This is a genomic window from Tunturiibacter psychrotolerans (genome assembly GCF_051013365.1).
Taxonomy (GTDB): domain Bacteria; phylum Acidobacteriota; class Terriglobia; order Terriglobales; family Acidobacteriaceae; genus Edaphobacter; species Edaphobacter psychrotolerans_A.
On sequence record NZ_CP132941.1, the window covers coordinates 4,199,316 to 4,225,468 of the forward strand.

Here is a 26,153-nt window from a genome sequence, read left to right on the forward strand (position 1 = left end):
GTGCATGAGTGAGACTATAAGGCCATGACCACATGTCCTGAGCTTATTCACCGCTGGTGGAATCTGCACCTTCCCGTCGGAGTTGTCGTCGCATGTTTCGGGTTGGTGGGCGTTGCTGTACCGTGGTTCAGGGGCGAAAAAACTCTATTCCGACATGAGAAAGCGATTTGGACGTTGTTGATGTTTGTTTTAGTAGGTCTCGAAATTGACTCAATTTACCAAGATCAGATTCAGCGAGATGCAGAACAAAGAAAAGCAGCCTGCGAACAGGCAAACCGCTTCGAAGGGATCGCCGAAAAACTAGAAGCCGATATAAGTGCCAATAGAATTCATTTCGACGCAATGATGACAAAAGATCAAGGCATTTTGGACACAGCAAGATCTGTAAATCAGGTAGCCAAGGCCAACCTCGATAACATCACTGGGGGGGATTCATATGGCTATGTCGAGCCAGTTAGCACCCGCGCAGACTATGCAACGGTGACATTGCATAATGACGGAGATCAAATCCTAACTGGAGTCAGTGTCGTAATCGAACGAGTTTTAAACAATTGTGTAATGGAGGCTGACGCTAAATGTATACCTGAATTTGATCCTGGAATGATGACTCCAATAGAAATGGGAAGCCTCGGATCCCACCAACACAAGCCAATTCCACGAGAAATCGATTTTGATCCGGCTCGAAATGGGAGCGGCCAATACAACGTTCGCATCTATGCTCAAAACGGACAGGCGATACAGCAGATCTTCTTTAGAAAATCTACAATGCATCGCGGTTATGCCTACCGCTATACCATAATCCGCACCGTGAGCGGGAAGCCCCAGAAAGGTGATTTCAAGCTAGGCGAAGAAATGATGCGAACGCTGAAAGTTAAAGATTGGTCCGAATACAGCCCGAGTGAATCCTTGGATGGAGTTCATCTCTACCATCGTCACTAGAATCGCGATGATTGCTCTTCCCCTTCTATGGGATGATGCGGTCGTGGCGGAGGCGTGCGAAGAGGTCGAAGAAGCTGTCGTCGGTGGCCTGGTAGTCGAGGAAGCCTAGTTTGCGGCTCTTGCTCATGTCGGTGACGACTTCGATGGGGCGGCCGAGGTCGGCGTCGGTGTGCCATGCGGAGACGAGTTGGTCGATGTTGGACTCGATGAGGTTGTGGGATTTTGCGATGTTGTGCCAGATGTCTTCGGTGCCGGCTAGTTGCTGCTCGAGTGGGGTGCCTTCTCCGGGGAAGGGAGCGGATTCGATGCCGAACCAGTCGGCGAGACGAGGCCACATCCAGTTCCAGCGAAAGACGTCGCCGTTGACTACGTTGAAGGCTTGATCGCGTGCTTGTGGCGTGGTTGCGGCCCACTCGAGATGGCGGGCGAGGAGTCTGGCGTCGGTCATGTCGGTTAGGCTGTTCCACTGGGCTGCTGAGCCGGGGAAGAGGAAGGGACGACCGGTTTCGCGACAGATGTTCGCGTAGACGGCGAGGGTGACGCCCATGTTCATCGCGTTGCCGAGAGCGTAGCCGATGATGGTGTGGGGGCGGTGGATGCTCCAGTTGAAGTTGTCGCGCTCTGCTGCGGCGAAGACTTCGTCTTCCTGGGCGTAGTAGAAGTTTTCGATGTCGAGACGGGGCTGCTCTTCGCGGAAGGGTGTGGCGGGGAGCTTGCCTTTGCCGTAGGCCTCGAATGGGCCGAGGTAGTGCTTGAGGCCGGTGACGAGGGCTACGTGGCGGACGGACTCGGCCGGCGCGACGGCTTCCAAGAGGTTGCGCACCATGGCGGAGTTGACGCGGATGTTTTCGGCTTCGGTGGGTTGACGGAGCCAGGTGGCGAAGAAGATGTGCGACGGCTTGAGATGAGAGACTGCGGCGCGCAGAGCGGTGGGGTCGAGGAGATCTGCGGAGATGAAGTTGACTCCGTCAATGGTGTTGGTGGCGCGTCGGGCGAGGCCGTGAACCTGCCAGCCATTAGTGAGGAGTTGATGCGCGAGGTTGTTGCCGACGATGCCGGTGACTCCGGCGATGAGCGCGGTGCGGGACATGAGAGATCCTTTGAGTCAGGTGGCTGACTTCGATTGGATGATGCTCTTGTCTGATGCGATTCGGCGGGAAGGATTATGTAGAGGCACCGGCCTGGGCGACCGGTGCCGTGTTGCTAGACAGCTTTGCGCTGGAAGGTTGTTTTTTTAGTTCCGGCGAAGGAGTCCTTCGCCTTGACGGAAGCGGTCGACGATGTGGCGAGAGATTTGTCGCCGCCTTTTGCCTGAGCCGCAGCTTTTTCGCGAGCGGCCTGGAGCTTCTGTGCTTTCGGGCTTAGCCCGCGGGTCTTAACTTCAGCTGCTTTTGGAATGAAATCACTCATAGAGAGATCGTATAACGGGCCGACGGTTTTCGCACAGGCTTGCCGGTGTGCGCGGAGCTACTTTGCCGGATGCGGTTTGACGCCGGACCTCGTCCAACTGCGGATCTTCCAGCCGCTCGCCTCTGCGTGGAGGACGAATGTTGCCTGGCCTTCTTCAGCGATGGGTTTGCCGTGCTCTTTGTAGAGATAGACGGTGGGGATGATGACGTAGGCGAGGTCGCCTTCGATTTCGGTGCGTGTGGGAGCGTCGTACTTTACGATGCCGTCGGTGACGCCTGTTGCTGTTGCGTGCTTTTCGTAGTCGGCTGCCCATGCCTGCGCGGCGTTGGGGCCGGTCCGTCGGTGGGGAGAAAATTCGTCGACGATGGTGATGTTGTCTTTTTCGTAGGCTGCGTAGGCGGAGGCTGTGTCACCTTTGTTGAAGCCGTCGACGTATCGGTGTCATCACGTCTGCGGTTGTAGCGGCGATTGCGGTGGTGATGAGCAGTGCGTTTGCGAAGAGTGCGAGGATTGCTTTCTTCATGAAGAACTCCGATCGACACACTGCTTATTGCTTCCAATCGTGGCCAGAGATGCGAAGAGATTACCAGATCGATTTGAGCTCCCAGAGTTGTCCTTCGCTGTCGATCGGCTTTGCGTCGTTGGGGAAGATCTGGATCTGCAGATTGTTGGCGACTGGGAATACCAGGTCGGTCATGGCGATGGTGCCGTCCTGGGCGAAGGCCTCGACGGAGGATCGATCGACGATGAGGGTGAGGTCGTAGGGGCGAGTGGTGACCAGTGGCGCTTTGGTTCGGGTGGGGAAGTCCGGACTGACGGCTGCGCCTGAGTGGGTGCGGTCGATGTAGAACTCTTTCTTCGCGGTGTCGAAGGCTACTTCGGTCCAGTGTTGCTGGTCGGAGAAGATTTTGAGCCCGAAGACGGTGTCGGTGGGATGACCGAAGTTGAGGCGGATTTCGAAGGGAGGCTGGATGGTATGGCCGCTTCCGTAGAGGGCGGAGGTGTTGGTTGATAAGGCGGAGAGCTCGTAATTTTTTCCGCGAAGAGGCGCGATGATTGGCTCTTGTTTGAGGGCGAGGCCTGCCTGATCGCTGATGTAGGAGAGATGGCGAGGCAGACTCATCTGGCCTCGGTAGGGAAAGGTCGGGATCTTGGCGGCGTACTGCCAGTTGCTCATCCAGCCGATGAGGACTGGTTTTTGATCTTTGGGCAGGCCGTTGTAGCTGATGGCGCAGTAGTCGTCTTTGCCGTAGTTGGTCAAGCCGTGAGAGCCGCGGAGGCGTGATTGACGGAAGGTTTTGCCGTCGAAGGTGCCGAGGAAGTATTGCTCGCCGGAGCCGCCTTGCGGGGCGCCGGGATTGAGACCGACTTTGAGAGCCCACATGCTTGATGCGCCGTTGGAGGAGGGAATCTGGAGGAGGTCGGGGCACTCCCAGTCGCCGTCGATGTCGCCGGTGGGACCGAAGTCGCTGAGCTGGGTCCAGACTTTGAGATTGGGGGAGGAGTAGAAGCGGATCTTGTGTTCTTTGGGGAGGGAGACGGCCATGACCCAATGGTGCGCGATGGGGTCCCAACTGACGCTGGGGTCGCGGAAGTCGGCCATTTTGAGATCGAGGACGGGGTTGCCGGGGTACTGCGCCCAGTTGCGGCCCTTGTCGAGGCTGACGGCGAGGTTTTGGGTTTGGCGGACACCTTGGGGTGTTTGGGTGTGGCCGGTGTAGATGGCGACGAGACAGTCGCCGTGCGTGCAGAAGCCGCTGGTGTTGCCGTGATCGACGACGACGCTGCCGGTGAAGATCATGGTGTTGTCGTGCTCGGGGATGGCGACGGGGAGCTCGTGCCAGTGGAGGAGGTCGGTGCTGACGGCGTGGCCCCAACTCATGTGTCCCCACTGGTCGCCGTAGGGGTTGTACTGGAAGAAGAGGTGGTACTCGCCCTGGAAGAAGACGAGGCCGTTGGGGTCATTGGTCCAGTTTTCGGCGGGTGAGAAGTGGACTTGCGGGCGGTAGGGCTGGTCGTAGTCGGAGTTCTGTGCGGCTGTGGGGAGTGCGAATAGAGTGAGAGTGGCGACGCAGCGGATTAATTCGCGAAAGAAACTCTTCACTGTTGATGCTCCATTACAGATGGATGCAGTTCTGATGTTGAAGATATTCGCTATTGCGAAAAATATCTATTCGCCGAGGACACGGGTGAAGATGGCGTCGACGTTGGCTAGCTGGCGGTTGTAGTCGAAGGCGCGGGCTAGCTTTTCGGGGAAGAGGCGTGCTGTGATCTCGGGAACTTTGGCGATCTCATCGCGGAAGACGAGATCGTTCTTCCAGGAGTTCATGGCGTGGCCCTGGACGAGGCGGTAGGCATCCTCGCGTGACATGCCGGATTCGGCGAGGTCGAGGAGGAGCTGGCCGGAGAAGATGAGGCCGCCGGTGGATTCGAGATTCTTCAACATGCGGGCTGGGTAGACGAGCAGCTTGGCAATTAAGTTTTCGGTCTTCGCGAGGAGGTAGTCGGCGAGGATGGTGGAGTCGGGGAAGATGACGCGCTCGGCGGAGGAGTGCGAGATATCGCGCTCGTGCCAGAGGGCTACGTTTTCGAAGGCGGTCTGAGCGTTGGAACGGATGACTCGGGCTAGGCCGGAGATCTGTTCGCTGGTGATTGGGTTGCGCTTGTGCGGCATCGCGCTAGAGCCCTTTTGTTTTTCGGAGAAGAACTCTTCGGCCTCGCGGACTTCGGTCCGTTGGAGGTGGCGAATCTCGGTGGCGATCTTGTCTAGCGTGCTGGCGAGGACAGCGAGGGTAGAGATGTAGGCGGCGTGGCGGTCGCGCTGGACGACTTGTGTGGCGACGGCAACGGGTTTGAGACCTAATTGGTTACAAATTGCTTCTTCGTGCTCGGGCTTGAGGTGGCCGAAGGTGCCGACGGCTCCGGAGAGTTTGCCGACACGGAGGTCTTCGGCGGCTGCGTCGAAACGGGTGAGGTTGCGCTGCATCTCGGAGTACCAGAGGAGCAGTTTGAGGCCGAAGGTGCTGGGCTCGGCGTGGATGCCGTGCGTGCGGCCGATGATGGGGGTGTGCTTGAACTCGAGGGCGCGCTTTTTCAGGGTTTCGGAGAGGGCCACGATGCCGGCGCGGATGATGGCGGAGGCTTCTTTGATCTGGAGGGATTGCGCGGTGTCGACGACGTCGGTGCTGGTGAGGCCGTAGTGGAGCCAGCGGGAAGATTCGGGGTCGGCGATGTGCTCGGCGACCGTGGTGGTGAAGGCGATGACGTCGTGACGGACCTCGGCTTCGATCTCGTTGATGCGATCGACGGTAAAAGCGCCCTTGTCGCGGATGGCGTCGGCGGCGGATTGGGGAACGAGGCCGAACTTGGCGAGGGCCTGGGAGGCGGCGACTTCGACGGTGAGCCAGCACTGATATTTGTTGGCGTCGGACCAGATGCGGCCAAGTTCGGGGCGTGTATAGCGGGCGATCATGATGTTTCCTTCTATTGGTAGAGTCTGCGGCTGCGGGACCTATTACCAGAGCAACGGCGAACGGCTCGGGAAAGGCAAGTGCAACGGCAACCGCGGATCCCTACTGGATGACAAGCAAAAGAACTGGCAACTGCAACAACAAAGACAACGGAAAAAGCTTTAGGGCAGGGCGGGTGGCTTGTGGATCGTGAGTGACTGCTGCGGGTTCGAGGAGTTTGATTATTGGGAGACGCCGAAGAGTTCGGACATCTCGTCATAGAGGAAGCCTTCGCTCGGTTTATAGGGCTGGATCCACTTGCCGTCGAGAACGAACTGAGGGATGGCTCGCTTGCCGGTGTTCTGGATGACGAGTTCGGCGGCGCCGGGTGTGTTCTCGATGTCGATCTCTTTGAAGGGGATGTTGTGGGTGGTCAGGAAGCGCTTAGCTTCGCGACAGTCACGGCACCAGGAGGCGGAGTAGACGGTGAGATCCATAGAGTTTTATTTTACCCGGTGGCTGGCCGAGGACGGAGAATGGCGGGACTAGAATCTCTGATATGTCGCAGCTTAAGGAGCTTCTGCTCGCGCATACCGGCTACTCTGCCTGGGGGACTCAGCAGGTTCTCGATGCTTGTGCTGCTCTTACGCCTGAGCAGCGGGAAAGAGGGATGGCAGCCTCTCATTCGAGCATTCTGCAGACTTTTTGCCATATTTATGATGCTGAGCGGGTTTGGCTCCGCAGATTGGCCGAAGTTGATAACGAGAAGTTGCCGCGCGGTTCTGCTCCTGAGCATTCTTTTGAGGAGATTGTTCAATTGTGGCCGGAGTTGTGGGATGGGTATCGACGATGGATCGATGCTGCTTCTGAGACGGACCTTACGCTAGAGCTTTTGACTGTGCTGCCGGACGACAAGCGTTTCTGTGTTCCCCGGTGGCAGATTGTGCTGCATGCGATCAACCACTCGACCTATCATCGCGGGCAGATCATCACGATGCTGCGGGCGTTTGATATTACGCCTCCGAATACGGACCTGACTGCTTACTACTCGACCCGCTAGAGCTGTCCTGCCGGACGGGCCCGCTACGCGCGGGGCGGCCACTTCATGGCGTGTGTATCTTTACTTGCTAGTTCGTTGCGGTGTTGCTTCCTTCCGTTGGTCGGGATTGGATTTATTGCTCGTGATAGTTGCGGATGAGGCCACCGTCGACGAAATAGGTGGAGCCGGTGACGTAGGCCGCGTCGTCGGAGGCAAGGAAGAGAGCTACGCCGGAGACGTCGTCGGGTGCGCCCATGTGGCCTAGCGGGATGTTTTTCAGAAGAGCGTCGAGTTTTGGTTTGTCTTCCATCAGCTTGGTGTTGATGGGGGTGGCGATGGCGCCGGGAGCGATGTTGTTGACCGTGATGTTGAGTGGACCGAGTTCGACGGCGAGGTTGCGCATGAGCGTGCGCATGCCGCCTTTTGAGGCGCAATAGGAGGAGAAGTTAGGGAAGGCGAGGTCCTCGTGGACGGAGGAGATGTTGATGATGCGGCCCGGGAGTTTCGCGTCGCGGAGGCGGCGGACGAAGGCCTGGGTGACGAAGAAGGCGCCTTTGAGATTGACGTTGAGGACGGCGTCGTAGTCGGCTTCGGTGACGTCCCAGAAGGGTGCGTTTTTTTCGATGCCGGCGTTGTTGACGAGGATGTCGCAGCGGCCAAGTTGCTGGTAGGCCTGGTCGACGAGGTTTTGCGTGTCGGCGAGGCTGGTGACATCGGCTCGGACGAGGATGGCTTTGCCGCCAGCGGCTTCGGCTTTGGACGCTGTTTCCTGAGACTTTTCTATGTTGTTGCGGTAGTCGACGACAACGATGGCGCCTTCGCTGGCGAAGCGGATGGCGATGGCTTGGCCGATGCCGGAGCCGGAGCCGGTGACGATTGCGACTTTGCCTGCAAGACGACCTGACATTGACGGCTCCTATTTTCTAGTGGATTTTTTGCTGGGTGATTTTGCAGCAGCTTTTTTTGTTGCTTTCTTTGGAGCTTTTTTTGCTGCGGATTTTTTTGCTGGCTTTGCGGGTTCGGGTTTTTCTTTAGCGATGATTTCGGAGAGGAGGGTTTTCGCTTTTTCTAGTTCGGCGTGGCGCTCCTGGGTTAGGTTTTTGCCGGCACGGTTGATGTAGAAGTTCAGCATCTGCATGCCGGAGGCTGGGCCTTTTGGAGAGACTTTTTTCGTAGCGAGGGCTTTGGCTATTGCAGAGGCGCTCTTTTTGAAGAGGCCCTCATCGGGATGGGTTGAGTCGGTGTCTACCTTTGCGGACCACTTCTTTTTTGTTGCCATGAGTGCCTCCTTCGCCGCGTCGCGGGTCGCTGCTTCGCTTTGTAGGATGCGGGCTTGTGACTTTTCCTGACGGCGTTTGCGAAAAAAAGCTGTGAGGATAGCGCCGCACTCTTCGGCGAGGAGGTTGGGGGTGACTTCGACTTTGTGGTTGAGTTGGGGGTGGTTCATGACGGAGAGGACTGAGCCGCAGGCGCCGGCTTTGGGGTCGGGTGCGGCGTAGACGAGGCGGGTGATGCGTGCGTGGAGGATCGCTCCGGCGCACATGGCGCAGGGTTCGAGTGTGACGTAGAGGGTGCAGTCTTCGAGGCGGTAGTTGTGGAGGTAGAGGCCGGCCTGGCGGAGGGCGACGATCTCGGCATGGGCAGTCGGATCGTTGTCGCGGAGGACACGGTTCTGACCGCGGCCGATGATTTTGTTTTGATGGACGACGATGGCGCCTACAGGAACCTCGCCGTTGGCTTCGGCGTCATTGGCTTCTGCGATTGCTTTGCGGAGGTAGGCTTCGTCGTTTTCGTTCGCAGGGGTCATTGCAGGCTAGTTTAGCTTCGCTTTGTGATCAGCGCGGCTAGTAGAGGTTTGGGCCGGCTTCGGCTTCGAGGGTATCGAGGAAGGTTTGCATGATGGCGATGCGGGGAGTTGCCAGGGCTTTGGAGGTTTCGAGTTGGAGTTGCGAGGGGAGGATTGTGAGGTGTTTTTTGAGGGCGGTGTGGGCTTCGGTGAAGGTTTCGAAGCGGGTGTCGCTGCCTAGTTTGGCGAGGGTGCGAGTGATGCCGATGGCTCCGAGTTGCTCGAGGATGTCGGCGTCGCGGGCGATGGTGGCTTCGATGGTGAGTGGCTTGTCGTGCGGCTGGTGGGTGCGGATGACTTCGAGAACGGCGGGGATTTTATCTTCGGGGAAGCAGAATTCGGTGAGTAGCGCGGGGGCTTTTTCGATGGCGTAGGCTACGTGGTCCCAGGTTTTGAGCGCGGCTTCGTCTTCGGGGCGGTGGCCGATGAAGACGCCGAGGTCGTGGAGCCAGACGGCGGCGAAGACTACGTCGTCATCGTAGGTGAGGCCGTGGCCGATCTGTTGCGTGAGCGCGTAGAGGCGGGGCTGATGGCCGAACTTGTGGGTCGGCTTGGCATGGGTCGCGATGTAGGTTTCGAGGGCGGCGCGGTAGGGCTGGTCTGTCGTGTTTTTTTTGTCTGTCGTGTTTGTCGTATCGGTCATGGTATTCATGCGGGTTCTTGTTGGGAGAGGCAATGGAGGGTGCCGAGACCCCAGACGAGGTCGACGGCGTGAATGCCGATGATCTCGCGGTCGGGGAAGCAGGCGGCGATGATGTTGAGGGCGTGGCGGTCGTTGGGGTCGTTGAAGGTGGGGACGAGGACGAGCGAGTTTGCGATGTAGAAGTTGGCGTAACTGGCGGGGAGGCGCTGGCCTTCGAAGGTGACCGGCGCGGGCATGGGGAGTTCGACTATTTCGAAGGGCTTGCCTGCGAGGTTGCGGAAGGAGCGGAGGCGGTCGAGATTTTCGGCGAGGGGCAGGTGGTTTTCGTCGTGGGTGTTGGGCTCGACGGCGGTGAGGATCTTGTTTTCGGCGACGAAGCGGGTGATGTCGTCGACGTGGCCGTGGGTGTCGTCGCCGGCGCAGCCTTTGTGGAGCCAAAGGACCTTTTCGATGCCGAGGTATTCGTGGAAGGCTTGCTCAAGGCGCTTGCGGGTTTCGGCTTCGTCGCCGAGGCCGGGGTTGCGCTGTTGGATTTCGCTGAGGAGGCACTCTTCCGTGGTGAGGAGGAGACCGGCGCCGTTGGTGTCGATGCTGCCGCCTTCGAGGACGAGGCGGTGGGGTTTGCCATTGACGCCTTCGATCTCGGGTTTGAACTGGGGCATGTCGTAGTGCTGGGAGACGTGCTGAGGGATCTGGTCGTCACGGTGCCAGTTGTCGTACTTGGCCCATGCGTTGAACTTCCAGTTGGTGATGGCGAGTTCGCCTGCGGCGTTTTTGACGAAGATGGGGCCGGAGTCGCGGAGCCAGACGCGGTCGGTCTGCCATTGGTGGAAGTGGAGGCGGGCGAGATTGGCTCCGGCGCGGCGGAGGAGGTTCGTGGCGCGGCGCTCGGAAGCGAGGTCGTTGACGAGGATGTGGACGTCTTCGACACGGGAGAGGTGGCGGACGATCTCGGAGTAGACCCAGGGGATGGGTTGGAATTTGCTCGGCCAATCTTCGGCGTTGTGGGGCCAGCCGAGCCAGGTGGCGGCGTGGGGAGCCCACTCTGCGGGCATGCGGTAGTTGGTCGGCGTGTCGGTCGTACGGCTCACCTGGCTGCTCCTTCTTGGGAGGGTACCCCCTCCCCCGGTCAAAAAGTGTGCAAAGTCTTCCATCCATGCGGCTTAGGGGTGGACTTCCGAGGCGTTCCAGAGAAAGGAACAGCCTTGGATCACGTTTGGATGAACTGGCGTCGGCTTCGGTCGCTTGCTTGCGAAAAGAGCCCGCTGATTTAAGTATAGCTGTTTGGAGATAACTGATACGCCACGCGAATGTGCTGGATTGGAGCGGGTTTTGTGTGGTTTGGGGTTGACAGAGTGGTGGGATGCGCATCGATCGCGTCCTGTTAAGAATCCTATGGGAGGTGAATTGGATGAGACGCCGGGAGGCCTGTTGGATTCTGGGCTCGACCATCCTTCATGATCCTTCACCATCAGGAGATTTCATGCCGTTGTTTACAGTGACGATGAGATCCGGTAGAGCCGCTGACGAAAAAGACGCGATTTCCCGGGCCATACACCAAGCGAGCATCAGCGCGGGGTATCCGCACGACGATATGTTCCAGCGGTTTTTTTGTCTTGAGCAGGGCGACCTGAAAGTTGATCTCAACTATCCTGGTTTGCCAAAACCTCGAACGGAGAGGATGCTGATGATCGAAGTCCTTGTATCGTCCGGGACTGATGCCGCTAGAAAGGAACGTCTACTGGCGGCCTTAGTCGAAACTCTCGAAGGTGTTGGAACAGATCCGAACGACATCATGGTGTTCTTTGGAGAGATCGATCGGGCGAGCAGTTCCTTCGGCGGCGGCCGGCTCGCGCCACCGGTAGCAACCGTACAAGCGAGATAGGAGGATCCGATCATCCGCTATTGGCGGATTGAGATTTTACTGTTTGTAAATTGGGGCTCCCATAGGCGCGCCCGTTGCTCCGCCATCGATGACGATTTCGGTTGCCTGAATGAAAGAGGACTCATCCGAGGCGAGAAAGACGACGGCATTGGCCACTTCCAGAGGGTCGCCCATTCGTCCGAGAGGGATGCCTCTTTCGACAACCTTGTAGAGCGAGTCTCTCTCTTCGTGGGTGGTTACGGCTGTATCCCATATAGGGGTATCCACTGCGCCTGGGGTGACCACATTGATTCGAATTCCGCGTGGAGAAAGCTCGGAGGCCATCACGCGCGCCATTGTTCTTACGGCCGCTTTGCTGGCTGCGTAGGCGGACAGGCCCGGCCTGCCGTTCACATTCTGGACCGAACTGTTGAAGATGATGGAAGCGCCGTCGTTCAGATAGGGCAGACACTCCTGCACGATAAAGAAGGTCGAGGTTACATTGACGCTCAATATTTCCTCGAACACCTCGACCGAGGTGCTGCCGAGCGGGGTGAGGGGACCGATACCAGCGTTCGCAAAGAGGATATCCAGATTGCCGAACTGCTCGACTGTTGTTGCGATAGCTTTTTTCATCGCTTTGCGGTCTGTTACGTCCGCTTTCATGACAAGGACCCCGGGCCCAAGTTCTTGTACGGCTGTTTCCAGCGTCTTCTCGTTTCTGCCAGTGATCGCGACGTCCGCTCCTTCCTCCAGGAATCGCTTCGCGGTGGCCAATCCGATGCCGCTGTTGCCACCTGTAATCAGAGCTACTTTACCCATTAATCTCATCTAACTTCCTTTCTGACGCAGGAGCATATTCGTGTCTCTGCATCAGGGGTCCACCTAAGAGGTGGCCCGGTAGACAAACACTTCTGGTTGCTAAATATTCCCGCGCGTCCACTGCGAAGACCGGGACGAGCTAGTCGATGAAGCGGCTGGTGATGCCGTTGTAGGCGTCGATGCGGCGGTCGCGGAGGAAGGGCCAGTTGCGGCGGGTGTCTTCCTGGAGTTTGAGGTCGATCTCGCCGATGAGGATCTCTTCTTTGTCGTGAGAGGCTTGCGCGATGACGCGACCGAAGGGATCGGCGATGAAGCTGCCGCCCCAGAACTCGAGGCCGGATTTTGGCGTGTGGTCGCCGGGGCCAAGCATCTCGACGCCGTTGTGGATGACGTCGCCGTGCTCGTGGCCTACGCGGTTGACTGCGCCGACGAAGACTCCGTTCGAGATGGCGTGGGCGCGTTGCGTGGTCTGCCATGCGGAGTACTGGGCGTCGCCGTATTCGGCTTTTTCGCTAGGGTGCCAGCCGATGGCGGTGGGGTAGAAGAGCGTGTTCGCGCCGCGGAGTGAGGTCTCGCGGGCGGCTTCGGGATACCACTGGTCCCAGCAGACGAGCGTGCCGATGTCGCCCTGGGTGGTCTTCATGGCTTTGAAACCGAGGTCGCCGGGGGTGAAGTAGAACTTCTCGTAGTAGAGCGGGTCGTCGGGGATGTGCATCTTGCGGTAGATACCCTTGATGCTGCCGTCTGTCTCGAGAATGGCTGCGGTGTTGTGGTAGAGGCCGGGGGCGCGGCGCTCGAAGAGACTGGCGATGACGACTACTTTTTCTTCCTTCGCGATGGCGCTGAGTCGCTCGGTCGAGGGGCCGGGGATGGACTCGGCGGTGTCGAAGAGGGCGTGCTCTTCGCGCTGGCAGAAGTATTGGGCGCGGAAGAGCTCGGGGAGGCAGATGACGTTGGCTCCGGCGCGGGCGGCTTCGCGGACACGGTCGGCGGCTTTGTCGAGGTTGGCCGCGGTGTCGGGAACGCAGGACATCTGGATGAGTCCGATGCGTTTGTTGGGGGTGGTCTTGCTGTTATTTGTTGTCATGATGATCCTTGCTTAAGTTTATAGGCGTTTGCGTGCGACGTGATGCTGTCGGAGGCCCAGGAACGGGTTATTTGCATGAGGTTAATCTTTGGGTGATTGGCACCTCGATGGAAAGCGGTTCGCGCGGGGCGCGAATGCCCACATCTCAGAATCGAGATATGGGGCACCCGACTTTGGTTGACGGAGGACACTGATTTTCTTCTGGTGCCCTCATGGTTTAGCTCTTCGGTGTGACTGGGACTGTGCGAGCGATTGGCTCGATGCGGTTGGAGCTTTGGAAGGGGAGCATCCAGCCGGGGTACTCGGGTGGCAGGGCGCTGACTTCGTCTAGTTGCTTGAGTTCGTCGGCGGTGAGCTTGAGGTCGACCGCGGCGATGTTGTCTTTGAGTTGGTCGAGGCGTTTCGCTCCGATGATGATGGAGGTGACGACGGGCTTTGCCAGCAACCACGCTAGAGAGATGCGGGCTGGGCTGCAGTTGTGCGCTTTGGCGATGGGGGCCATGACGTCGAGGATGCGCCAGGTGCGCTCTTTGTCGACGATGGGGAAGTCGAACTCGGAGCGGCGGGAGTCGGCGGGCCGTTGATTTTCGCGGGAGAACTTGCCGGAGAGCAGGCCGCCGGCGAGTGGGCTCCAGACCAGGAGGCCGGTCTTTTCGGCTTCGAGCAGAGGGGCTAAGTCGCGCTCGAGGTCGCGGCCGGCGATGGAGTAGTAGGCCTGAAGGGTGTCGAAGCGGGCGAGGTTTTTGAACTCGGAGATTGCGAGGGCTTTCGCGATCTTCCAGGCCTGCCAGTTGGAGACGCCGATGTAGCGGACTTTGCCTTGCTGGACGAGGGTGTCGAGGGCGCGGAGGGTTTCTTCGATGGGAGTGATGGCGTCGTTGCCGTGGATCTGGTAGAGGTCGATGTGGTCGGTCTGTAGGCGGCGAAGGCTGGCGTCGACGGCGTCCATGATGTGGCCGCGGGAGGCGCCGACGTCGTTGCGGCCGGGGCCGGTGCGGCCGAAGGCCTTGGTGGCGATGACGACCGTGCTGCGGGGGATGTTGAGAGTCTTGAGGGATTGGCCGAGGGCCTTTTCGCTCTCGCCTTCGGAGTAGACGTCGGCGGTGTCGAAGAAGTTGATGCCGGCGTCGATGGAGGCCTTGATGAGCGCGTCGGCTCCGGCCTGGTCTACGGTGCCGATGGCGCGGAAGAGGCCGGTGCCGCCGTGGAAGGTCATGGTGCCGAAACACAGCGTGGAGACGAGAAGGCCGGTGTCGCCGAGAGTCTTGTATTGCATGGACATCCTTTTGCCGAGAGGTTCGGCCACAAGTGATTAGACGTTATGGCAGGGCTGCGTGATTCAAGGTAGCGAGATACAGGGGCTTCCCTTTTGACTTTTCGCGTTTGCGGCTTTTTTGTCGGTGAATTTTCTGTTAGTTTTGAGTTGTAGAGCGGTCAGATCACGGTCAGGCACGCCCTCTTCCAATCACCTAAAAACATCTTTCCCAGTAGTTGCAGCAAGACGTGTATCTCATTGCAGAAGGAGTGTTATTTTGAGCGAATTTCGTGATTTTCTGGAGCTTTCCTACGGCGAACTTGAGGACCTGAACCTGGCGGCGAAGGAGCAGCGCAGGAAGCGTGTTGCGGCCGATGTGATTCAAGAGGAGCGGCTGAAGTACCTGACCGACGAGAAGCGGATCAAGGCTGTGACGGTTCTGTTCAGCGATCTTGAAGGCCGCCTGCACATGCTGGACTACGACAAGAAATTTCTGGTGAAGAGCTACGACAACCTGACGTTTGATGGCTCGTCGATTCGCGGATTTACGGCGCAGCGGGAGAGCGATCTGCGGCTGGGGATCGACTGGAGCGCGTTTTACTGGGCGCCGGCGGATGTGTTCGGCGCGGGCAAGGTGATGGTGTTCGGCGAGGTGATCGATAAGAACGGCGCGACGTACAGCGCGGATATTCGCGGGGTGCTGAAGTCGTTTTCGCAGGAGCTGTTCGATAAGCAGGGCTATACGCTGAATGCTGCGAATGAGATTGAAGGATTTCTGTTTGAGGGGATCGATGCGGAGCGGAGCTATCACGAGACGGGTAGCTTCGAGTATGTGAATAAGGGCGGGTACTATCACTCGCTGCCTGGCGATCCGCTGCGAGAGTTTATCGACACGACGGCGGAAGTGCAGCGGGCGATGGGCTTCGAGAATGAGAAGGACCATCCTGAGGTTGCGCCTTCGCAGTTTGAGATCAACTACAGCTATGGAGAAGTGGTGGCTGCTGCGGATCAGATTCAGCTTTACAAGCTGATCTGTCGGCAGGTGGCGACGCAGATGGGAATGACGGCGAGCTTTCTGCCGAAGCCGGTTGTCGGTGTGAATGGTAGCGGCATGCATACCAATGTCTCGATTACTAAGGGCGGGAAGAATCTTTTCTGGGATCCGAAGGGCGAGGAGAAGATTTCAAAGCTGGCGTGGCAGTTTACGGATCGCATTTTGACGCATGGCAACGATATCTGCCTGCTGTTGAACGCGAGTGTGAATGCTTATCGCCGGCTGGATCCTCACTTTGAGGCGCCGAATCAGATCAAGGCTTCGGCGACGGATCGCGGATCGATGGTGCGGATTCCGATTGGGAATGAGAAGTCGGCGCGCGTTGAAGTTCGTTCGGTTGGGCCGGATGCGAATCCCTATCTGGTGCTGTATTCGATCTTCAAGAGCGGACTGCATGGGGAGACTTCGAGGATCAAGAACCTGCGGCAGGCGGAGCGGTATCTGCCAGACAATGTCTACACGGCGTTGGAGAACTTCCGCGGTGCGGAGTGGACGACGACACTGCTGGGCGAGGATGTGAAGGGTCGGTATGCGGATCTGAAGCAGGCTTCGGCGGATCGGTGTGCTCGGTTGCTGGGGACGATTGTGAAGGCGCCTGAGGTGCAGTTCCATCACGATGTTTACAACCAGCTGCTCTGGAATAACTTCTAGGCTGCGATACAAATTTCAGTGAAAGCCGATGAGAGATCATCGGCTTTTTCTTTTTGGTGGGCGTGGGATGTGGAGCGTGCTAGAGTTCGTATCGATATGAACGTTCGGGCCTTGTTTTCTTTTGTGGTATTTGGATCGTTGCTGATTGGTTGCGGTGGGGGAAGTACACCGGCGGTTGTAAGCCCATTGGCGGGAAATTGGCTTCTTGTAGGGCCGATGCCGACGGATGCGATTTTGTCTGCTCCTCCTCTTTTGCCGAGTGGGGTCAGACTTGCGATGACCTTCGACGTGACTGGCGATCAAGTGATCGCGGGCGGTTTCGGCAATAATTTCTGCGACAACGTTGGGGCTGCGTTCGAATTTGGGGACGTGGCAGCAGGGATTCTTGCTGCGGATGGGAGTTTTACGGCGACTCCAGCAAACTCTTCTCTTAGCACGATATCAATCAAGGGTACGGCTCCTGAGAAAAGCGGAGAGCCCTGGTCCGGCAGTTACACGGTGTCTTTGGGCGTGACTGCGATAAATACGCCCCCATGCGATGCGAAATTTTCAGGGACATTCACAGCGACATCGTTTCCATTGGTAAGCGGAGTCTATGTTGGAACAGGGACCTCACAGGCCAGTACGAGTGGCGTCCCGAAGGCCGTGCCAGTGTCACTTCAAGTGACGCTGCAGCAGGGCGGCACCGTGACGAATCCGGGGAACGGAGAAGCTTCGAACTATTTCAGCAACGTTTTGCTCACAGGCAGTATCAAGGTACAGGGATCTCCGTGTTTCACTTCGGGCGCGACGCGATCCACGCCTTCGAGTAGTGTCATCGGCAATATAGTGAGTGCGAGATTCCTAATGGATGACGGCTCTACGCTTAACCTTGAAGGCCCGTTGACCGATGTTTCGGAAGGCCATATTTCTACAGGCATCATTCCAGTCCAGGGAGGGAAGTGCGACGGTATGATCCTCTTCGTCCCCGGTCTGGATCGTCAGAGTTAATTCAAGCAAGATATGCCGGACTCGTCGTTGACACAGGGATCGTGCTGTTGCATTCTGCTGCTGTTGTTGGATGGAGGGTTCACTTGGAGACGGAACGATCTTCGTTGTTTGCTCCCGCTGCGGTTGTTGGAATCTGTCTACTGCTAGGGTTGGTGGCGGGTGGATGGATTCTGGGGTCGGAGATTAAGGACATCAGGTTGGCGGACCGGTATGTGACAGTGAAGGGACTGGTGGAGAGGACCGTGAAGTCCGATATGGCGACCTGGCCGGTGAGCTTCAAAGAGGCAGGCAATGACCTGCCGCAGGTGTTTGCCAAAAGTGAAGCAGATAAGACGGCGGTGCTGAAGTTTTTTGCTGGGCAGGGGATTGCGCCTGGAGAGATCACCGTGGGGCAGATCAAAGTGACCGACAAGCTGGCGAATGAGTATGGCGGGAACAACACGGGGCCGCGATACATCGTGGAGCAGACGGTGACCGTGCAGTCGAAGGATGTGGACAAGATTTCGAAGGCAGGGCAGAAGACGGCGGACCTGGTGCAGGCGGGGATCGTTGTGGGCGGCACGAATGGGCAGCAGGGTGGGATTCGGTATGAATTTACGGGGTTGAATGCGTTGAAGCCGGACATGATTACTGAGGCGACTCGGAATGCGCGGGCTTCGGCGGACAGGTTTGCGGCGGATTCGGGGAGCCAGGTGGGGTCGATTCGTTCGGCGAACCAGGGAGTGTTTTCAATCTCCCCTGCGGGAAGCGGGGCGGCGCCTGATGAGGGTGGTGGGGGAGGAGATGCGGACGCGAGCATTATGAAGAAAGTGCGGGTGGTTTCGACCGTAGATTATTATCTCGTTCGATAAACGGACTGCAGTGCCGCATACCGTTTGCAACTCGCCTTGCGCGAATGTTAGCCTCGGTCTTCGATTTCTTCTGCGGAGATGATGACGATGCAAACGAGCTACAACGGAATTCCAGTGCCGACGAACGGGCAGGCGATCGAGTACAACAGCGGAAAATTTACGATTCCCGATCATCCGATTATTCCGTTTATCGAAGGGGATGGAACGGGCCGCGATATCTGGAAGGCTTCGCAGCGGGTGTTCGATGCTGCGGTAGCGAAGGCTTATGGTGGGAAGCGGTCGGTGGTTTGGTACGAGGTACTGGCTGGGGAGAAGGCTTATCGCCAGACGCAGAATTGGTTGCCGGATGACACGGTGAAAGCAACGGTGGACTTTCGCGTGTCGATTAAAGGGCCGCTGACGACGCCTGTGGGTGGTGGGATTCGTTCGCTGAATGTTGCGCTGCGGCAGTTGATGGATCTGTACCAGTGTGTGCGGCCGGTGAAGTACTACGCTGGTGTGCCGAGTCCGGTGAAGCACCCGGAGAAGTTGGATGTCGTGATCTTCCGCGAGAATACGGAGGATATTTATGCGGGGATTGAGTTTCGGCAGGGAACGCCTGAGGCTGACAAGTTCATCGCGTTTGTGAACGATGACATGCTGAAGGGAACTAAGAAAAAGATTCGGCTGGACTCGGGTGTGGGGGTGAAGCCGATTTCGATTACGGGGTCGAAGCGGTTGGTGCGGGCGGCGATTCAGTATGCGCTGGACAACAAACGCAAGACGGTGACGCTGGTGCACAAGGGGAATATTCAGAAGTTCACTGAGGGTGCGTTTCGCGAGTGGGGCTATGAGGTCGCCTCGCAAGAGTTCCGCGACCAGACGGTGACAGAGCGGGAGAGTTGGATTCTGGGGAATCTGGAGGCGAATCCTAAGTTGACTGCGGAGGAGAACGCCGCGTTGATTGAACCGGGGATTGAGTTTGCTGCGAAGGAGTTTGGTGAGGAAGTGATTGCTGAGGTGAAATCGGTGATTTCTTCTATTGGTGATTCGCATGGCGGCGGGAAGTGGAAGAGCAAGATTCTGGTGAATGACCGGATCGCTGATTCGATCTTCCAGCAGATTATTTTGCGCCCTGAAGACTACAGTGTGTTGGCGACTACGAATCTGAATGGAGATTACATTTCGGATGCGGCGGCAGCGCAGGTTGGCGGTTTGGGGATTGCGCCGGGTGGGAATATCGGCGATGGGTATGCTGTGTTTGAAGCGACCCACGGAACGGCTCCCAAGTATGCGGACAAGGACGTGATCAATCCGGGGTCGGTGATTCTTTCAGGGGTGATGCTGTTTGATTTTCTGGGTTGGACTGAAGCGGCGCGATTGATTGAGTCTTCGATGGAGAAGACGATTGGGCAGAAGTTCGTGACGTACGACTTCGAGCGTGGAATGCAGGGTGCGACGAAGGCGAAGACGAGTGAGTTTGCAACACGCATGATCGAGAACATGTAGTTAAAGGATGGGGACGGTTTCCATTTGTTGGGACTGTCCCCGTTTTGCTGGGCCGAAGTTTGGTGCGGTATTCGCTCACCGTGGGCGATATTGAACGCATAGGTTCTGTGGGGACTCTAGAATAGAGATGAGAGCTTTAGCGACAAGATAAGGGAGAGATGATGCGGAAAAAAGTAACGATTGTTGGTTCGGGCAATGTGGGAGCGACGGCGGCGCACTGGATCGCTGCGAAGGAGCTTGCCGACGTGGTCTTGCTTGATGTCGTCGAGGGTGTGCCGCAGGGGAAGGCGCTTGATCTGTTGCAGGCGATGCCGATCGAGAAGCGCGATTGCAGCATCATCGGAACCAATGATTACGCGGATACGGCGAACTCCGATGTGGTGGTGATTACGGCTGGGATTGCGCGTAAGCCTGGGATGAGCCGCGATGATTTGCTGACGACGAATCATGGGATTATGTCGAAGGTTGTGGGTGAGGTGGTGAAAGCGTCACCGAATACGATCATCATCGTGGTATCGAATCCGCTGGATGCGATGGCGCAGACGGCGTTCAAGCATGCCGGGTTTCCTCGCGAGCGCGTGATTGGAATGGCTGGGGTGTTGGACTCGGCTCGGTTCCGCACATTTATTGCAGAGGAGTTGCAGGTGTCGGTGGAGAACGTTACGGCGTTTGTGCTTGGTGGGCATGGCGACACGATGGTCCCGTTGTCGCGCTACTCGACTGTTGCGGGAATTCCGATTACGGAGTTGATTGCGCCCGATCGGTTGAAAGAGTTGGAGACGCGCACGGCCAATGGTGGTGCGGAGATCGTGAAGCATCTGAAGACGGGGTCGGCTTACTATGCTCCGAGCGCTGCGGCGGTTGAGATGGTTGAGGCGATTCTGAAGGATAAGAAGAAGATCCTGCCTTGTGCGGCTTATCTGCAGGGGGAGTATGGGATCTCGGGACTGTATGTTGGTGTGCCGTGCAAGCTTGGTGCGAAGGGGCTTGAGCAGATTATTGAGATCAAGCTGACGCCGGAGGAGCAGGCCGCGCTGCAGAAGAGTGCGGATTCGGTGAAGGAGCTTTGCACTGTGATAGGGGTGGCTTAGTAGATCGCGGCTAGTGCGAATAACACGACGAAAAAAGCCCACTTATCGAGCGGGCTTTCTTTTCGAATAGCGAGGAATGATACGAGAATGATTTGGCGCGTGAGGTTGGGTCATAATGGTCCAATGTTGAAGTTCCTATGCTGCGCTTCACTGAACTTCTTTCTTGCGACTTGGACTTTTGGGCAGACTCCAGGGGCGTGCCGAGACCAAAAGGTGACCTATGGATCGGCTCCTGCATTCATTCAAAAAAGGATTAGCCTGACGCGGTTGGACGCTTCGGCTAAGGTTGCTACTTCTGGGAACAGGGTTTTTTCTCCGGAGGGGAATCGATGGTTCATTAGTGTGAGCCCTGACTACTCCAAAAGTGGGCCTCGAACCACGACACTGTATATAGGCAACCGCGCAGGCGGCGCGGCTGCGCTGCAGGCTAGGTTCACTGATGACGATAAGGATTTCGCGGCGAATTGGATTGATGACAAGCTTCTCTTTATCCAGGTGTGGTGGGGGCGAATCACCTCGAGCGATTTGATTCTCGACGTGGACAAGGGAACATTCCTCTATGACGAGTTCGCAAACTATGGGGAGCTTGTAGAACCCTGCCGTTGAATTTTAATGAGGAGCTTAAAAAGCCCGCTCGATTTGAGCGGGCTTTTTATATGTTGCAATGAAAGTTTTAGGCTACGCGTTCGATGGTGACGGATTCGAGGACTACTGGGGTTTTGGGGCGGTCCATGCCGTCTTTGCTGACTTTGCTGATCTTCTCGACTACGTCGTAGCCTTCGACTACTTCGCCGAAGATGGTGTGTTTGCCGGTGAGCCAGCTGGTGTCGGCGACGGTGATGAAGAACTGTGAGCCGTTGGTGTTGGGGCCAGCGTTGGCCATGGCGAGCTTGCCCTTCTCCTGGAAGCCGTGTTTGGAGCCCTTGGTCTCGTCAGCGAACTTGTAGCCGGGGCCTCCCATGCCGGTGCCTTCTGGGTCACCGCCCTGGATCATGAACTGAGGGATGACGCGGTGGAAGATGGTTCCGTCGTAGAGCTTGGCGCCTTTCTTGCTGCGGCTGTTCCACTCCTTGGTGCCCTCGGCGAGGCCGATGAAGTTGGCTACGGTTTCGGGTGCGTCCTTCTCGAAGAGCTCGCAGACGACGGTTCCTTCACTGGTCTTGAATGTGGCGTAGGTGCCAGGTTTGGTGGGCATTCGAAATTCTCCTTGCGGTAGCGGGTTGATTGCTTTGTTAGATGAGAGGCGTTCCCGTTGAGATCGCGGAGGCCGGAAGATTATTTGGGTGGCGCAGCAGCGGCGGCTGGGGCTGCGGGTGCCACTGGCGGTGGAGGCATGGGTTCGCCGTCGCGCACGATGGTGACGCGAGTGATGACGACCGGAGTGAGTGGCTTGTCGCTTGAGTTGCGTTCGACGCGCGCGATGGAGGAGACCAGAAGGACGGTGTGGGCGTCGCACTGGCCGAAGATGGTGTGCTTGCCGTTGAGCTGCGGGACCTCGGTTTCAGTAATGAAGAACTGCGAGCCGTTGGTGCCTCCGCCGGATGGGCCGGGGCCAGCGTTGGCCATTGCGAGAATGCCGGGTTGGTCGAAGGTGAGCGAGGGGTCGATCTCATCCTGGAAGAAGTAGCCTGGGTCGCCTGTGCCGTCACCGACGCGGTCGCCGCCCTGGATCATGAAGTTGGGAATGACGCGGTGGAAGGTGGTGCCATTGTAGAAGGGCTGGTGGTGCATCTTCTGGAGGGTCTTAGGGTCGGTCCAGTCTTTGCTGCCGTCGGCCAGGCCAATAAAGTTTGCGACGGTGAGGGGAGCCTGCTTGTCGTAGAGCTTGCAGGTGAGACGTCCCATGGTGGTGTCGATGACGGCGGTGGGACCGGTGGGGACGACGGGAGGTTTGACGTTGCTGGTGGTGCTGGGAGCGTCGGGGAGAGCATCTGCCGGGGGCGGAGGAGTCGATTGCGCTGGGGTTGACTGTGCCTGGACAGAGACGGCGAGGGCCAGGGAGAGTGCGAGAGTGCGAAGCATCATGCGGTTTGTAGCTCCAACAAACAGGTTAACGCAGACGGGCGGTAGGAGCAATGTTGGTGGGTTGCGCCGCGCCTCTGATAAAGATGCGTTTCGGCGAGATAGATGAGGAGAATTTTTCTAGTGGGCGGGAATTTTCTGTCTCCTCATCGTCTCGGAGCGGTCTTATTTTTGTCATTTCGATTGGAAGAGAGGAAAGCTCGTATCCAAAACAGCCTTCGCGCATCTCACTGGCTGGAGGAAATTACGAAATGGCAAAGTTTGCGTTATATGCTGAGTTGAAGGCTAAACCGGGGAAAGAGGCGGATGTGGAGGCTTTCCTGAAGCAAGGTGCGGAGATGGCAAAGGCTGAGGCCGGGACCGTGCATTGGTATGGATTTAAGGAAGATAAGGGTGGGTTCTTCGGAGTGTTTGACACGTTCAACGATGAGGCGGGACGCGATGCGCATCTGAACGGCGAGATTGCGAAGGCGCTGATGGCAAATGCTGAGACGCTGTTTTCGGAGGCTCCGAAGATTCATAAGATTAATCTGATTGCGGAGAAGGTCTAACGTTCGTTGCGATTTATGGGTTGTGATCGGAGGCAGCTTGCACCTCGCGGAAGACGCGGAGCAGGTTGCCTCCGAGTAGTTTGTGCATGTCGTCGGCGGTGTAGCCGCGAGCCATGAGGGCTGCGGTGACTTTGGGAAGGTCCGCGGCGGAGTCGATGCCGGCGGGTGGGACGGGGATGCCGTCGAAGTCAGTGCCGATGCCGACGTGGTCGATGCCGGCGATCTTGATGACGTGGTCGAAGTGATTGATGAGCGAGTTGAAGGGAGCACGGCCGATCTTTGCGGCAAACTCGCGATCGATCTTGTCGGAGGCGGTGTAGGGGACTGGTAAGCCTTTGGTTCTGTATTCGGCTTCGAGGGCTTTTTGCGCTTGTCTGCGCTCGGGTTCTTGCGCAGCCCAGGCTTTGCGCCAGTTCTCGTCGATGAAGGCGGGGAAGAAGTTGACCATGACGACGCCGTTGTTCTTCTTCATCGCGAGTAGCATCTCGTCGGTCATGTTGCGTGCGGCTTGGGTGAGAGCGCGGGCGGAGGAGTGGGACGCGATGATGGGGGTGCGGGTGGTGGCGATGACGTCCCAGAAGGTTTTGTCGGAGACGTGGGAGATGTCGACCATCATGCCGAGGCGGTTCATTTCGGCGACGACTTGTTTGCCAAAGGGGGTGAGGCCGTTGTGGTGGGGGATTTTTTCGTCGTCGATGTCGCCTGAAGAGTCGGCCCAGTTGTTGGTGTTGGACCAGGTGAGGGTCATGTAGCGGACGCCTAGGCGGTAGTAGTCGCGGAGGAGGCCTAGGTCGTCTTCAATGGAGTGACCGCCTTCGATGCCCATGAGGACAGCGAATTTTCCTTGAGAGTGGGTGGCGATGATGTCGTCGGCGGAGACGCAGAGGGCTAGTTTATCGGGGTGCTTGCGGACTTGCTCGAGGGTGCCGTCGATGAGCGAGAGTGTGCGGTGGGCGCTGGCGTTGGCGGGGTACTGGCTGGGGTCGACCCAGATGGAGAAGAACTGGGCGTCGAGGTTTCCCTGTTTCGCGCTTGAATAGTTGAGCATGCCGCCGTTAAGGGGATCGGTGAAATCCCAGTGTTCATCGACGAATCGTTGAGGGGTGTCCGCGTGGGTGTCGATGACGATGGCGGATTGATGGACGGCTTGTGGATCAGTCATTGATTTTGTTTGGGATTCTGTTTGTGCAGGGGCGTGGATGGCGAGGGTGAGCAGTGCAGAGACGAAGATGCCGCGTTTTTGCATGTTGGGTCGCCACTCTTTCGGTCACGGATTAGCCGATTGTAGCAAGTGGGTGTTTTCGATCTACTTGGGGTTTTGCGGTGCAGTTTTGTTATTTTTTTGTGCGTGGTGAAGCGTGATGTTTTGCGGGGGATTTTGAGAAAAGTGGGTGTTTGGTGTGGTGTTTTTGTGGCGTGAGTGTGGGGAATTGCGTGGCTAACGTGGTGTTGTTGCACCACATTCTCGAGCGATGAAAAATGTGCCACATTTCCTGGATTTTTTTTGGCTTCTTTTGATGTTCGCGAGTACTGGGTATAAGAGCAACCTGCTGCTTTGCGATGCCATCTGTCTTACGTAGAGGTGATGTATGGCACAGGGTCTTGATTCTACCAAGTCCGGAGCCCGTCCTTCCCACGAAGCGATTGAAGAGGGCGCTACGGCCACAGAGGTTGGACAGACGGAAGAAAAGAAGTTGGATCACATTGGCATGGAGAGCGCGAAACGTGCTCAAAACCGGATCCACTCGAACGAAGAGACGACTCCGGGGAATTCGATTTTCTCGAAGTAGTTATTTGAGCTGAGTGGTAACGAGGCAAGGACGCACCGCGGGCCGGTGGTGCGTCCTTGTTAGTTTAAGCGGTGGATTCCGAAGAACCTGGTTATGAAGCTTTGCCGAGAAGGCCGTGTGGATCGAGAACGAACTTCTTTGCGACGCCGGAGTCGAAGTCCTGATATCCCTTCGGGGCGTCGGTGAGCGGGATGACGGTTGCGTTGACGATCTTTGCGATGGGCAGGCGATCGTGCAGGATGGCCTGCATGAGTTGGCGGTTGTACTTCAGCACGGGCGTCTGGCCGGTGAAGAAGCGGTGAGATTTTGCCCAGCCGAGGCCGAAGCGCATCTTGAGATTTCCTTGCTTCGCGGCTTCATCGTGTGAGCCGGGATCTTCGGTGACGTAGAGGCCGGGGATACCGATGCCGCCTGCGGCGCGCACTACTGACATCAAGGAGTTGAGTACGGTCGCGGGAGCTTCTGCGCCGTCCTTGCCTTGTGCTCTGGCTTCGAAGCCTACTGCATCGACAGCGGCGTCGACTTCGGGTTTGCCGACGACTGCGGCGATGAGCTCGCCGAGGTTGTCGCCTTTGGTGAGATCGATGGGTGTGAAGCCTACGCTGGCGGCGTGCTTGAGGCGGTCGGCGTTCATGTCGCCGATCATGACAAGTGCGGCACCGAGGATCTGAGCGGAGGCTGCTGCGGCGAGGCCTACGGGGCCTGCTCCAGCGATGTAGACGATGGAGCCAACGCCTACGCCGGCGGTGACAGCTCCATGGAAGCCGGTGGGGAGGATGTCGGAGAGCATGGTGAGGTCTTTGATCTTCGCCATGGCCTGGGCTTTGTCAGGGAATTTGATGAGGTTGAAGTCGGCGTAGGGGACCATGACGTAGTCGGCCTGGCCGCCGACCCAGCCACCCATGTCGACGTAGCCGTAGGCTCCGCCGGCGCGACCGGGATTGACGTTGAGGCAGACGCCTGTTTGCTGCTCGCGACAGGTTTGGCAGCGGCCGCACGCAACGTTGAAGGGGACGGTGACGAGGTCGCCGACGGAGAGGTATTCGACGTCGGAACCGGCTTCGATGATCTCGCCGGTGATCTCGTGGCCGAGCACCATGCCGGTGGGCGCGGTGGTGCGTCCGCGGACCATGTGCTGGTCGGAGCCACAGATGTTGGTGGAGACGACTTTGAGGATGACGCCGTGGTTGATCTTTTTGCCGGCGGGATTTTGCAACTTGGGAAAATCAATGGACTGAACTTCAACTTTGTTCTGTCCGAGGAATACTACGCCGCTATTTTCTGCCATGACTTTACCTCTGCTGATTGGAT

General features: G+C 57.6%; 28 protein-coding genes. 12 read left to right on the top strand and 16 right to left on the bottom strand.

Annotated features, from left to right (window positions below; translation table 11 throughout):
* Window positions 1–24 precede the first annotated feature (24 nt).
* The gene (locus RBB76_RS17550; protein ID WP_429628988.1) at window positions 25–939 is read left to right on the top strand and encodes a hypothetical protein; all 915 of its coding nucleotides are present in this window, start codon (window positions 25–27) and stop codon (window positions 937–939) included.
* Between the two features lie 25 nt (window positions 940–964).
* On the opposite strand, the gene RBB76_RS17555 is transcribed toward RBB76_RS17550, so the two are convergent.
* Together RBB76_RS17555 and RBB76_RS17560 are read right to left on the bottom strand one after the other, a co-directional pair.
* Window positions 965–2,029, bottom strand: a complete 1,065-nt coding sequence (locus RBB76_RS17555) for an SDR family oxidoreductase (RefSeq protein WP_429628989.1) — start codon at window positions 2,027–2,029, stop codon at window positions 965–967.
* A 113-nt stretch (window positions 2,030–2,142) separates the two neighbouring features.
* Complete coding sequence (locus RBB76_RS17560) at window positions 2,143–2,349, bottom strand: hypothetical protein (RefSeq protein WP_429628990.1); 207 nt, start codon at window positions 2,347–2,349, stop codon at window positions 2,143–2,145.
* 69 nt (window positions 2,350–2,418) lie between these two features.
* Here RBB76_RS17560 and RBB76_RS17565 point away from each other — a divergent pair, with 69 nt between their 5' ends.
* Entirely contained in the window at window positions 2,419–2,811 is a 393-nt protein-coding gene (locus tag RBB76_RS17565) for a hypothetical protein (protein ID WP_429628991.1), read from the top strand.
* Window positions 2,812–2,932: 121 nt separating this feature from the next.
* On the opposite strand, the gene RBB76_RS17570 is transcribed toward RBB76_RS17565, so the two are convergent.
* The 3 genes from RBB76_RS17570 to RBB76_RS17580 form a co-directional block, all read right to left on the bottom strand.
* A complete protein-coding gene (locus RBB76_RS17570; protein ID WP_429628992.1) occupies window positions 2,933–4,453 on the bottom strand; it encodes a glycoside hydrolase family 32 protein in 1,521 nt (506 codons plus the stop codon).
* Between the two features lie 66 nt (window positions 4,454–4,519).
* Window positions 4,520–5,821 carry an adenylosuccinate lyase gene (gene purB, locus RBB76_RS17575; RefSeq protein WP_429628993.1) on the bottom strand — a complete coding sequence of 434 codons (1,302 nt, stop codon included), beginning with the start codon at window positions 5,819–5,821 and terminating at the stop codon, window positions 4,520–4,522.
* A 219-nt stretch (window positions 5,822–6,040) separates the two neighbouring features.
* Window positions 6,041–6,295: a glutaredoxin family protein gene (locus RBB76_RS17580; RefSeq protein WP_429628994.1), complete on the bottom strand. Its 255-nt coding sequence runs from the start codon at window positions 6,293–6,295 to the stop codon at window positions 6,041–6,043.
* 62 nt (window positions 6,296–6,357) lie between these two features.
* On the opposite strand from RBB76_RS17580, the gene RBB76_RS17585 reads away from it, so the two are divergent.
* Window positions 6,358–6,858, top strand: coding sequence for a DinB family protein (locus RBB76_RS17585; RefSeq protein WP_429628995.1), 501 nt, complete (start codon window positions 6,358–6,360; stop codon window positions 6,856–6,858).
* Between the two features lie 112 nt (window positions 6,859–6,970).
* Here RBB76_RS17585 and RBB76_RS17590 read toward each other — a convergent pair whose 3' ends face one another.
* The 4 genes from RBB76_RS17590 to RBB76_RS17605 are packed head-to-tail and all read right to left on the bottom strand — an operon-like array spanning window position 6,971 to window position 10,381.
* Window positions 6,971–7,744, bottom strand: a complete 774-nt coding sequence (locus tag RBB76_RS17590; RefSeq protein WP_429628996.1) for an SDR family NAD(P)-dependent oxidoreductase — start codon at window positions 7,742–7,744, stop codon at window positions 6,971–6,973.
* Window positions 7,745–7,753: 9 nt separating this feature from the next.
* Window positions 7,754–8,644 carry a tRNA adenosine(34) deaminase TadA gene (gene tadA / locus RBB76_RS17595; protein ID WP_429628997.1) on the bottom strand — a complete coding sequence of 297 codons (891 nt, stop codon included), beginning with the start codon at window positions 8,642–8,644 and terminating at the stop codon, window positions 7,754–7,756.
* 37 nt (window positions 8,645–8,681) lie between these two features.
* Window positions 8,682–9,335, bottom strand: a complete 654-nt coding sequence (locus RBB76_RS17600) for an HD domain-containing protein (protein ID WP_429628998.1) — start codon at window positions 9,333–9,335, stop codon at window positions 8,682–8,684.
* Complete coding sequence (locus RBB76_RS17605; RefSeq protein ID WP_429629633.1) at window positions 9,332–10,381, bottom strand: agmatine deiminase family protein; 1,050 nt, start codon at window positions 10,379–10,381, stop codon at window positions 9,332–9,334. The genes RBB76_RS17600 and RBB76_RS17605 overlap by 4 nt, the downstream gene beginning before the upstream one ends.
* Window positions 10,382–10,809: 428 nt before the next feature.
* Here RBB76_RS17605 and RBB76_RS17610 point away from each other — a divergent pair, with 428 nt between their 5' ends.
* Window positions 10,810–11,211: a tautomerase family protein gene (locus RBB76_RS17610; RefSeq protein ID WP_429628999.1), complete on the top strand. Its 402-nt coding sequence runs from the start codon at window positions 10,810–10,812 to the stop codon at window positions 11,209–11,211.
* Window positions 11,212–11,247: 36 nt separating this feature from the next.
* Here RBB76_RS17610 and RBB76_RS17615 read toward each other — a convergent pair whose 3' ends face one another.
* The 3 genes from RBB76_RS17615 to RBB76_RS17625 form a co-directional block, all read right to left on the bottom strand.
* Window positions 11,248–12,021 carry an SDR family NAD(P)-dependent oxidoreductase gene (locus tag RBB76_RS17615; RefSeq protein ID WP_429629000.1) on the bottom strand — a complete coding sequence of 258 codons (774 nt, stop codon included), beginning with the start codon at window positions 12,019–12,021 and terminating at the stop codon, window positions 11,248–11,250.
* Between the two features lie 130 nt (window positions 12,022–12,151).
* A complete protein-coding gene (locus RBB76_RS17620; RefSeq protein WP_429629001.1) occupies window positions 12,152–13,099 on the bottom strand; it encodes a carbon-nitrogen hydrolase in 948 nt (315 codons plus the stop codon).
* Between the two features lie 217 nt (window positions 13,100–13,316).
* The gene (locus RBB76_RS17625) at window positions 13,317–14,375 is read right to left on the bottom strand and encodes an aldo/keto reductase (protein WP_429629002.1); all 1,059 of its coding nucleotides are present in this window, start codon (window positions 14,373–14,375) and stop codon (window positions 13,317–13,319) included.
* Between the two features lie 253 nt (window positions 14,376–14,628).
* Between RBB76_RS17625 and RBB76_RS17630 the strand changes: the two genes are divergently transcribed.
* The 6 genes from RBB76_RS17630 (at window position 14,629) to RBB76_RS17655 (ending at window position 21,085) form a co-directional block, all read left to right on the top strand.
* Window positions 14,629–16,059, top strand: coding sequence for a glutamine synthetase family protein (locus tag RBB76_RS17630; RefSeq protein WP_429629634.1), 1,431 nt, complete (start codon window positions 14,629–14,631; stop codon window positions 16,057–16,059).
* A gap of 96 nt (window positions 16,060–16,155) precedes the next feature.
* Window positions 16,156–17,049, top strand: a complete 894-nt coding sequence (locus tag RBB76_RS17635; protein WP_429629003.1) for a hypothetical protein — start codon at window positions 16,156–16,158, stop codon at window positions 17,047–17,049.
* Window positions 17,050–17,132: 83 nt separating this feature from the next.
* Window positions 17,133–17,900 (top strand): SIMPL domain-containing protein, encoded by a 768-nt coding sequence (locus RBB76_RS17640; RefSeq protein ID WP_429629004.1) that lies wholly within the window; start codon window positions 17,133–17,135, stop codon window positions 17,898–17,900.
* Between the two features lie 87 nt (window positions 17,901–17,987).
* Window positions 17,988–19,388: an NADP-dependent isocitrate dehydrogenase gene (locus tag RBB76_RS17645; RefSeq protein WP_429629005.1), complete on the top strand. Its 1,401-nt coding sequence runs from the start codon at window positions 17,988–17,990 to the stop codon at window positions 19,386–19,388.
* A gap of 161 nt (window positions 19,389–19,549) precedes the next feature.
* A complete protein-coding gene (gene mdh, locus RBB76_RS17650) occupies window positions 19,550–20,479 on the top strand; it encodes a malate dehydrogenase (protein ID WP_429629635.1) in 930 nt (309 codons plus the stop codon).
* Between the two features lie 342 nt (window positions 20,480–20,821).
* On the top strand, window positions 20,822–21,085 hold the full coding sequence (locus tag RBB76_RS17655; protein WP_429629006.1) for a hypothetical protein: 264 nt from the start codon (window positions 20,822–20,824) through the stop codon (window positions 21,083–21,085).
* 67 nt (window positions 21,086–21,152) lie between these two features.
* Here RBB76_RS17655 and RBB76_RS17660 read toward each other — a convergent pair whose 3' ends face one another.
* Together RBB76_RS17660 and RBB76_RS17665 are read right to left on the bottom strand one after the other, a co-directional pair.
* The gene (locus tag RBB76_RS17660; protein ID WP_429629007.1) at window positions 21,153–21,674 is read right to left on the bottom strand and encodes a peptidylprolyl isomerase; all 522 of its coding nucleotides are present in this window, start codon (window positions 21,672–21,674) and stop codon (window positions 21,153–21,155) included.
* A gap of 80 nt (window positions 21,675–21,754) precedes the next feature.
* The gene (locus RBB76_RS17665) at window positions 21,755–22,504 is read right to left on the bottom strand and encodes a peptidylprolyl isomerase (protein ID WP_429629008.1); all 750 of its coding nucleotides are present in this window, start codon (window positions 22,502–22,504) and stop codon (window positions 21,755–21,757) included.
* Between the two features lie 248 nt (window positions 22,505–22,752).
* Between RBB76_RS17665 and RBB76_RS17670 the strand changes: the two genes are divergently transcribed.
* Entirely contained in the window at window positions 22,753–23,052 is a 300-nt protein-coding gene (locus RBB76_RS17670) for a putative quinol monooxygenase (RefSeq protein WP_429629009.1), read from the top strand.
* 13 nt (window positions 23,053–23,065) lie between these two features.
* Here RBB76_RS17670 and RBB76_RS17675 read toward each other — a convergent pair whose 3' ends face one another.
* Entirely contained in the window at window positions 23,066–24,298 is a 1,233-nt protein-coding gene (locus tag RBB76_RS17675; RefSeq protein WP_429629010.1) for a dipeptidase, read from the bottom strand.
* Between the two features lie 343 nt (window positions 24,299–24,641).
* Between RBB76_RS17675 and RBB76_RS17680 the strand changes: the two genes are divergently transcribed.
* On the top strand, window positions 24,642–24,842 hold the full coding sequence (locus RBB76_RS17680; RefSeq protein ID WP_429629011.1) for a hypothetical protein: 201 nt from the start codon (window positions 24,642–24,644) through the stop codon (window positions 24,840–24,842).
* A 91-nt stretch (window positions 24,843–24,933) separates the two neighbouring features.
* On the opposite strand, the gene fdhA is transcribed toward RBB76_RS17680, so the two are convergent.
* Window positions 24,934–26,130: a formaldehyde dehydrogenase, glutathione-independent gene (gene fdhA, locus RBB76_RS17685; RefSeq protein WP_429629012.1), complete on the bottom strand. Its 1,197-nt coding sequence runs from the start codon at window positions 26,128–26,130 to the stop codon at window positions 24,934–24,936.
* Between the last annotated feature and the right edge of the window lie 23 nt (window positions 26,131–26,153).